This is a genomic window from Streptomyces nanshensis (assembly GCF_001751255.1).
Classification (GTDB): Bacteria; Actinomycetota; Actinomycetes; order Streptomycetales; family Streptomycetaceae; genus Streptomyces; species Streptomyces nanshensis_A.
Genome location: NZ_LJGW01000132.1, coordinates 1 through 7,535 on the forward strand (window position 1 = coordinate 1; position 7,535 = coordinate 7,535).

Annotated in this window: 8 protein-coding genes; 4 read left to right on the forward strand and 4 right to left on the reverse strand. The window is 72.7% G+C overall.

Features of this window, described 5'->3' with window-relative positions; translation table 11 throughout:
* Nucleotides 1–194: hypothetical protein (locus AN218_RS36495; RefSeq protein ID WP_216311732.1), on the forward strand; the 194-nt coding region annotated here is incomplete at its 5' end.
* A gap of 62 nt (nucleotides 195–256) precedes the next feature.
* Here AN218_RS36495 and AN218_RS07675 read toward each other — a convergent pair.
* Nucleotides 257–700 carry an NUDIX hydrolase gene (locus AN218_RS07675; RefSeq protein ID WP_070016013.1) on the reverse strand — a complete coding sequence of 148 codons (444 nt, stop codon included), beginning with the start codon at nucleotides 698–700 and terminating at the stop codon, nucleotides 257–259.
* A 153-nt stretch (nucleotides 701–853) separates the two neighbouring features.
* Nucleotides 854–1,708: an NAD-dependent epimerase/dehydratase family protein gene (locus AN218_RS07680; RefSeq protein WP_070016014.1), complete on the reverse strand. Its 855-nt coding sequence runs from the start codon at nucleotides 1,706–1,708 to the stop codon at nucleotides 854–856.
* 128 nt (nucleotides 1,709–1,836) lie between these two features.
* On the opposite strand from AN218_RS07680, the gene AN218_RS07685 reads away from it, so the two are divergent.
* Nucleotides 1,837–2,667, forward strand: coding sequence for a helix-turn-helix transcriptional regulator (locus AN218_RS07685; RefSeq protein WP_070016015.1), 831 nt, complete (start codon nucleotides 1,837–1,839; stop codon nucleotides 2,665–2,667).
* Nucleotides 2,668–2,698: 31 nt separating this feature from the next.
* On the opposite strand, the gene AN218_RS07690 is transcribed toward AN218_RS07685, so the two are convergent.
* The gene (locus AN218_RS07690; protein ID WP_070016016.1) at nucleotides 2,699–4,267 is read right to left on the reverse strand and encodes an AMP-binding protein; all 1,569 of its coding nucleotides are present in this window, start codon (nucleotides 4,265–4,267) and stop codon (nucleotides 2,699–2,701) included.
* A gap of 256 nt (nucleotides 4,268–4,523) precedes the next feature.
* On the opposite strand from AN218_RS07690, the gene AN218_RS07695 reads away from it, so the two are divergent.
* Together AN218_RS07695 and AN218_RS07700 are read left to right on the forward strand one after the other, a co-directional pair.
* Nucleotides 4,524–5,327, forward strand: coding sequence for an SDR family NAD(P)-dependent oxidoreductase (locus tag AN218_RS07695; protein ID WP_070016017.1), 804 nt, complete (start codon nucleotides 4,524–4,526; stop codon nucleotides 5,325–5,327).
* Nucleotides 5,328–5,341: 14 nt separating this feature from the next.
* The gene (locus tag AN218_RS07700) at nucleotides 5,342–6,112 is read left to right on the forward strand and encodes an SDR family NAD(P)-dependent oxidoreductase (RefSeq protein WP_070016039.1); all 771 of its coding nucleotides are present in this window, start codon (nucleotides 5,342–5,344) and stop codon (nucleotides 6,110–6,112) included.
* A 116-nt stretch (nucleotides 6,113–6,228) separates the two neighbouring features.
* Here AN218_RS07700 and AN218_RS07705 read toward each other — a convergent pair.
* A partial coding sequence (locus AN218_RS07705) for a peptidase C39 family protein (protein ID WP_079131913.1) occupies nucleotides 6,229–7,535 on the reverse strand: 1,307 nt, incomplete at its 5' end.

Below are 7,535 nucleotides of genomic sequence, written 5' to 3' on the forward strand. Positions count from 1 at the left end.
GCCTCACGCTGCGCCTGCGGGTGTGCGCACCGCTGTGGCCGCACGGCCACGACCGCCGCTCCCTGGCGGCGGCCGCCCACGCGGCGATCTCCGCCGCCACGGGAGACCCGCCCACGCCGGAGGAGGCCCTGCGACGGTACGAGGCCAGCCCCCGGGCGTGGACGGCCAACGGGCCGTTGGCGACGCCGCGTTGAGGGGGCGTGTGCGACGGCGATACGAGCACGGCACACGGCGGGGCCTTCGCCCTGCGCGTGCCCTACGCGGTCAGAAGTCCGCGCCGCCTCAGCAGCGGCAGCACGTGTTCCGTCACCGCAGGAGCGAGCCGGACGTCGTTCTCCCGGCCGGAGACCCACCGCATGTCCGCGAGTTCGGCGGCGGGCCGCGGAGCGCGGCTCATCCCCGCCTCGTACACCGCCATCGTCATGGGCACGCCTTCCAGCGCCGCACGGGCGGTGACGTCGGCGAGGAAACGCGGTGCCACGGGCCGTACTCCGAGTTCCTCGGCCAGTTCGCGGGACAGCGTCTGCGTCGGCTCCTCACCCGGATCCGGCTTTCCGCCGGGGAGATAGAAGACGTCGGGGGCCGCCTTCTTGCTCACCACCAGCAGACGTCCCTCCCGCACGATGACGGCCGCCACCACGGCCAGTGGCTCGTCGTCACCGGATGCCGGAGGAGGCACCGCACCGCTGTCTTGCGCCATGCCTCCGATTCTCACAGCCGCGTACGGTCCCGGTCCGTGCGGCCCCGCTCCGGCTCCGGCGCAACTCCCCGTACCACGGCCCGAGTCGGCGCCGCCCACCCGCAATTCCCCGTCCCGCACGGCGCGTTCACTCCCCCGCGCCCGAACGCCCCCTCACAGCACGCCCATGTCCCGCGCCGTCCACACCGACGGGACCACCGGGCGGTAGCCCAGCTCGTGGCGGATGCGCGTCGTCGACATCACGCTGTGCCAGGGATCCGGGGTGTCCTTGTCGTACGCCTCCTGCGGTACGGGCAGGTCGTGGAACTGGAAGAGGTCGGCCGTGGTGACCGGGGACTCGTCGGCGATGTTGTAGACGCCGTGCGCCCCCGGCGCGTACAGCAGCCGCCGCAGGCCATGTGCCACGTCGATGTGGTGGCCCATGTGCAGGCGCTGCATCGCGGGCCAGTTCGGCGCCCACTCCATCACGTCGGCCAGATGCGGGTCCCCGTCGCCGTAGACGAACGGCAGCCGTCCGATGCGGAGGTCCTCCAGCCCGTCCATCGCTCCGAGCGCTCGCTCCGCCTCCCACTTGGACTGGGGGTAGGCGCCCCACAGATGACCGCCCGGCACCGTCTCGTCGTCCTCCACCAGCGCCCTGCCGCGCCCCGCTCCGTACACGAGCCCGGTGCTGACCTGGACGAACCGCCGCACCCCGGAGGCGACGGCGGCACGGCCGAGTGCGACGGCCGCGTCCCGGTTCACCTCCTGCGCCTCCTCGTCGGGCACCCCGCGGAACGCGGCGGCGACGTTGACCACCGCGTCCACGCCGGCCGTGGCCTTGCCGAGCACCTCCGTGTCGCGGAGGTCGCCGACCACCACCTGGGCGCCGAGCCCGTCGAACCGCTCGCCGCGTGCCGCGTCCCGTACCAGGACCCGTACCTCGTCGCCGGGGGCCGCGCTCTGCAGCAGCCGCGGCACGAACCGCCGTCCGACCTGTCCCGTCGCTCCCGTCACCAGCGTCAGCATGGCCGCCTCCTCGTCGTCGTCGCCATCGGTGCCAGCGTGGGCGAGCGGCGGCGACGGCGGGAGAGACGCGGTTATCCAGGGACCGGCACTCCCTGGATACGGGCAGGGCTCCGGAGGATCCTGGAGGCGTGGACCGAACCGAACTCGCCGACTTCCTGCGCCGCGCCCGTACCCGTCTGGCGCCCGGCGACGTGGGCCTGAACGCGGGCCCGCGGCGCCGCACCCCGGGACTGCGCCGCGAGGAGGTGGCGCAGCTCGCCGGGATGTCCGCGGACTACTACACGCGGCTGGAACAGCGCCGCGGATCCCACCCCTCGCGGCAGCTCCTCACGGCGCTCGCCCGTGCCCTGCGGCTCACGGACACGGAGCGCGACCATCTCTTCCATCTGGCGGGCGAGGAGCCGCCCCGGCCCGGCGGCTCCTCGGAGCACGTACGCCCGGGACTGCTGCTGATCCTGGACCGGCTCTACGACCTCCCCGCGTCGGTGATGAGCGACTGGGGCGAGATGCTGGCGCAGAACGCCATGTCGGTGGCGCTGACCGGCGACCACACCGGGAAGAACCTCATCCGCCACTGGTTCACGGTGCCGGGCGCACGCGATCTGGCCCCGCCCGAGAACCAGGAGCAGCACGCACGCGCCCATGTGGCGAGCCTGCGCGCGGTCACCGCGGCACGCCCCGGCGATCCGGGTCCGGCCGCCCTCGTGGCCGAACTCCGCGCCGCGTCACCGGAGTTCGAGGCGCTGTGGCAGTCGCACGACGTCGTGGTGCGCCGTCCGTCGCCGAAGCGGTTCGTGCACCCGGTGGTCGGCGTCCTCGATCTGGACTGCGAGGTGCTGTTGAGCGACGGCCACAGCCAGCAGCTCGTCGTGCACTCGGCACGGCCCGGTACGCCGACGCACGAGCGGCTCGAACTGCTGCGGGTCGTCGGCCTCCAGGACCTCTCCCCGAGTTCGTAGACGAGTCCGGGGCTCCCGTACGGGCGCCGCGCTAGCGCAGCCGCCGGCGGAGGATCTTGCCGCTGGCCGCCCGTGGCACGGCGTCGGTGAACGCGACCTGGCGCACCTTCTTGTACGGGGCCACCCGCCCGGCCACATACGCCATGACGTCCTCGCCGGTCAGCGCCGCGCCGGCCGCGTCCGCCGTGCGTACGACGAACGCCTTCGGCACCTCGCCGCCGTGCTCGTCCGGCACCCCGGTCACCGCGGCGTCCGCGATCCCCGGATGGGACAGGAGCACGCCCTCCAGTTCGGCGGGCGCGACCTGGTAGCCCTTGTACTTGATCAGCTCTTTGACGCGGTCGACGACGAAGAGCCAGCCGTCCGCGTCGATGCGGCCGACGTCCCCGGTACGCAGCCACCCGGCGTCGTCGACCATCGCATCGGTCTCCTCCGGCTGCCCCAGGTAGCCCTTCATCACCTGCGGACCGCGGACGAAGATCTCCCCCACCTCCTCGACGCCGAGGTCCCGGCCGTCCTCCGTGCCGACGATCCGTATCTCCGTGGACGGCGCGATCCGGCCGGCCGTGCCGTGCGGCATGGCCGCGTCCCTGCCGGTCGTGGCGGCGATGCCGGGGCTGGCCTCCGTCATGCCGTAGCCGTTTCCGAGCGCGGTCAGCCCGAGGCGGCGGGCGCACGCGTCCGCGAGGTCCGCGTCCAGCGGCGCCGCGCCGCACAGCGCCCAACGCACCGAGGACAGGTCGTAGTCGGCGACGTCCGGGTGCCGGGCGAGGGCGAGCACGATCGGCGGCGCGAGATAGAGCACCGTCACGCGGTAGGTCTCGACGGCCGCGAGGAAGGCGCCGAGATCGAACGGCGCGGGCAGGAGGACGACCGTGGAGCCGGAGCGCAGCGGCGCGTGCAGCAGGCTCGCCTGGCCGTAGCCGTGGCTGAACGGCATGATCGCCAGGATCACGTCGTCCGGCCCGGTGGGCAGGAGGGGCTGCTGCTGGGCGAGGTTGGTCGCGACGCTGCGGTGGGTGAGCATCACGCCCTTGGGCAGGGCCGTCGTACCAGACGAGTACGGCAGGACCGCCAGATCCTCGCCCGGGGTGAGGGCCGGCCGCGGCTCTGGTGCGGTGGACTCGCGCAGATCGAGGACGCTGCGGTATCCCTCGGCGCGGTCGCAGACGAAGATCTCCCGTACGCCTCCCACACGCTTGGCCGCGTCCTCCGCCGTCGGCAACAGCGCGGAGGTGGTGACGATCCAGCTCGCGCGGGAGTCGCGCACCTGCCGGGCCAGCTCCCCGGCGGTCGAGAGCACGCCCGCCGGGGTGACGGTGGCGCCGGCCCGGGTGATCCCGTAGAACACCCCGGGCCAGACAAGGGAGTTGGGGCTGTGCAGGGCCACCACGTCGCCCTTGCGCACACCTGCTTCCGCGAGCGCGGCGGCCGTGCGGCGGCTGTGTGCGTCGAGCCCGGCGTAGGTGACCGAGGCGCCGTCCGCGGCGTCGACGAACGCGGGCCGGCCGGCGTACGTACGGGCCGAGCGCCCCAACACGGCGTCGTGGACGGGCACATCGAGCAGCCCGACGTCGTCGAACGTGCTGCGGAAGATCATGACTCCGGGGTCCTCACGGGGGTCGGCGGCCGTCCGTGCGCTCCCTGGAACGGCACCGCACGGTGATCGTCCGCACCCTCCCACGTCCAACTCCACGGAGAACAGGGCCACTTCGGCCGCCCCGGTGCACGGGCGGCCCCGCGACACGAACCGGACGAGCGTTCAAGGGCTTGTTTGGACGCTCGTTCAGGAGGCAGACTACGGCGCGGTGGCATGATCCACCGTTCCGCTCCGGCCCCGGGAAGGAGCCGACCACATGAAGCTGTCAGGCAAGACCGCCTTCGTCACCGGCGCGCGCGGCGGCATCGGCCGGGCGATCGTGGCGCGGTTCCTGCGGGAGGGAGCCGTCGTGCACGCCGCCGATCTGCCGGGGAGCGGTCCGGACGGGGCGCAGGAGGACGGCAGCCGCTTCGTGGGCGTGGACGTCGCCTCGGAGGCGGACGTCGCCGCGGCGATGGCGGAGGTACGGGAGCGCTCCGGGAAGCTGGACGTCCTCGTGAACGCGGCCGGGATCGAGCTGGAGAAGACGATCGAGGACACCACCCTGGAGGAGTGGAACCGTTCCTTCGCCGTCAACGTGACCGGGACGTTCCTGACCTGCAAGCACGCCCTGCCGCTGCTGCGCGCCGCCGTGGCGGGGGCCGGGGACGGGGAGACGACGGCCTCAGTCGTCAACTTCGGCTCGTACGACGGTTTTCTCGCCGATCCCGGGCTCGCGGCGTACTGCGCCACGAAGGGCGCGGTGCACGCGTTGACGCGCGCCATGGCCTGCGACCACGGCCCCGAGGGCGTCCGCGTCAACGCGGTCTGTCCCGGCTACATCGACACCCCGATGCTGCAGAGCTTCTTCGACGGAGCCGGCTCGGGCGGTGACGGACGCAGCATCGAGCAACTCCAGGACGCGGTCCGCGGCGTACATCCGACGCGCCGCTACGGGACGCCGACGGACATCGCCAACCTGGTCAACTGGCTGGCGTCGGACGAAGCGGCGTACGCCTCGGGGCAGTTGTGGGTCCTCGACGGCGGAATGTCCGCGCAGGCACAGCAGATGAGGCTCTGACGGAGGTGGAGGACGTGAGGGGATCCGCGCTCGCGGGCACCGGGCACACCGCCGTCGTCACCGGCGGAAGCCGCGGCATCGGACGGGCCGTGGTCGACCGGCTGCGGGCCGACGGCGGACGCGTGGTGACGTGCGGACGCGGCGCACGTCCCGATGATCTGCCGGGAGACGTGCTCTGGGTGCAGGCGGACGTCTCGGACGCCGACGACGCCGCACGCCTTCTCGCGGAGGCGGACAGGGCGTTCGGGCCGGTCTCGCTTCTCGTCAACAACGCGGGCGTCCAGGTCGAGAAGACCGTCGCGGAGTCGACGGACGCGGACTGGGGCCTGGTGGTGGGCGCCAACTGCCGTGGGACGTTCCACACATGCCGTGCCGTGCTGCCGGTGATGACCGAGCACGGCGGGGTGATCGTCAACATCGGTTCGATCTCCGGGAACGTGGCCGATCCCAGCATGGCCCTGTACAACGCCTCGAAGGCGTTCGTGCACGGTCTGACCCGCTCGATCGCGGTCGATCACGGACCGGCCGTGCGGTGCAACGCGATCCAGCCGGGATGGATCATGACGGCCATGGCCGAGGACGCCTTCGCGCTCGCCCGCGATCCGGAGGCGGCCCGCCGCGACGCCCTGGCGCGCCATCCCGCCGGCCGGTTCGGCGAGCCCGCGGACATCGCGAAGGCCGTGTCCTGGCTCGCGTCCGACGAAGCCCGTTACGTCACAGGGCAGTTCCTCACACTCGACGGCGGCCTGACCGCGGCCTCGCCGCTGGCCCCGGGGCTGTTCTGACGGCCGGCCCCGCCCACGCACTCCCCCTCACGGCACACAACTGACGGGCCACGGCGGTGAGTTCCGCCGTGGCCCGTCAGTTCAGCGCGGCACCGCCGCAGTACGGCGGCCGGCGCTCAGCGCACTCCCAGGCTCCGCAGCACGCGCCGCTGCCCCGCCGAGAGGTCCCTCGGGAAGTAGAGGTAACACACGCCGCCCGTACCGGACTTGACCTCGCCGTCCTCGTCCTTGCGCTTGGTGCGCAGCCAGATGTTCTCCCACTGGCGCCGCTTGTAGACATGGCGCACCGCGTCGTTGTCCTTCGAGGCGGGGTCGTTGGCGATGACGTCGCCGTCCTTCGTGAAGCCGATGACGGTCATCAGATGGCCCGCGGTGCCGTAGCCCGCGCCGTCCAGTTCGGACTCGATGAAGGACTGCGAGGTGATGACGGGGATGCCCGCAGCCACCAGGCGTTCGACGTCGGTGAGGCTGCCGAGCCGAGTGACGACCGACTCCATGTCGCGGTACGTAGCCGCGTAGGCGGCGTTGAACGGCCAGTTGCCGCAGCCCTCGTACTGGTAGTCGAAGGTGTAGCGGGCGGCGTGGCAGACCTGCGGGTCGGCGAAGTCCGGGTCGACCCACTCCAGATCCTTCTTCGAGGGCTTACGGCCCCAGGAGGCGAGGATCATCTGCGAGGACGTGGGGCTGCACCAGGCCTCGCCGCCGCCGTCGTACTCCGGGTACTGGCCCTTGTGGATCTCCTGCGAGTAGCGCGGCACCTCCAGCTCGATGCCGCGGCCGGGGCCGGGCTTGGAGGCGGGGACGGTGAAACGGTCCGGGACGTTGGAGCTCATCGCGCTCAGCCGCCGCAGGGCCGGCTCGGCGCCGCTGGCCAGCGCGCGGTACAGCGTCACGCGCACCTGGTAGGCCACCAGCCGCAGCCCGCCGTCGAGTTCGTCGATGGCGAGGGTGTCCGTCCACACGCTGGACTTGCCGTCGCTCTGGTCGTCGACGGACGTGCGCCGCGGTACGTCCTTGCCGTCGCCGGAGGTCCAGACGCCCATCGTGTACCAGGGCGACTTCTCGCCGTCCGAGTAGACGCCCTGGAGTTCGACGCGCAGCCAGGTGCCCTTCGGGGTGTGGGCGTTCCACGAGGTGATGATCTCGCTCGCGGCGAGGCCCGCGGGGCGCAGCGGCGAGGTCCACGTCGCGTACTCCCAGGTGGCGGTCTCGCCGGTGTGCGGGTCCTTGTAGTCGACGGTGCCCTGCGGTGTCTCGAAGACGACGGCGGGACGGCCGCGTCCGGCCACGCGGGTGCCCTCGGCCTTGCCGGAGGCCCAGTCGCCGCGGGTGTTCCAACTGTGCAGCGAGATGAGCCGCTCGCCGCCGCCGGCCGCCTGCCCCGGCCTGCCGGCCCGCTCCGCGGCGGAGGCGGGCGAAGCGG